This is a genomic window from Calderihabitans maritimus, assembly GCF_002207765.1.
In the GTDB taxonomy this organism is placed as follows: Bacteria; Bacillota; KKC1; order Calderihabitantales; family Calderihabitantaceae; genus Calderihabitans; species Calderihabitans maritimus.
On the sequence record NZ_BDGJ01000046.1, the window covers coordinates 1 to 283 of the forward strand.

Below are 283 nucleotides of genomic sequence, written 5' to 3' on the forward strand. Positions count from 1 at the left end.
TGCACAAGCTGTCTACCAGACTGGCGAAAACCAAGCCGGTCATAGTGATAGAAGATCTAGCGGTAAAAAACATGATAAAAAACCGCCGCTTGTCCCGCCACATAGCCGATGCAGGCTGGAGAGAATTCAGTCGAATGCTGGAATACAAAACGAAATGGTACGGATCAAAACTGGTTGTAGCACCGAAGTTTTATCCCTCCAGCAGGATGTGCAGCGGATGCGGTTATGTTCTGCCGGACATAAAGCTGTCAACAAGATATTGGGTCTGTCCTGAATGCGGTAT

General features: G+C 47.7%; 1 protein-coding gene. It reads left to right on the plus strand.

The window, feature by feature from the left end; translation table 11 throughout:
* Window positions 1-283, plus strand: a 283-nt coding sequence (locus KKC1_RS05525) for an RNA-guided endonuclease TnpB family protein (protein WP_143288683.1), incomplete at both ends; no start/stop codon positions are given.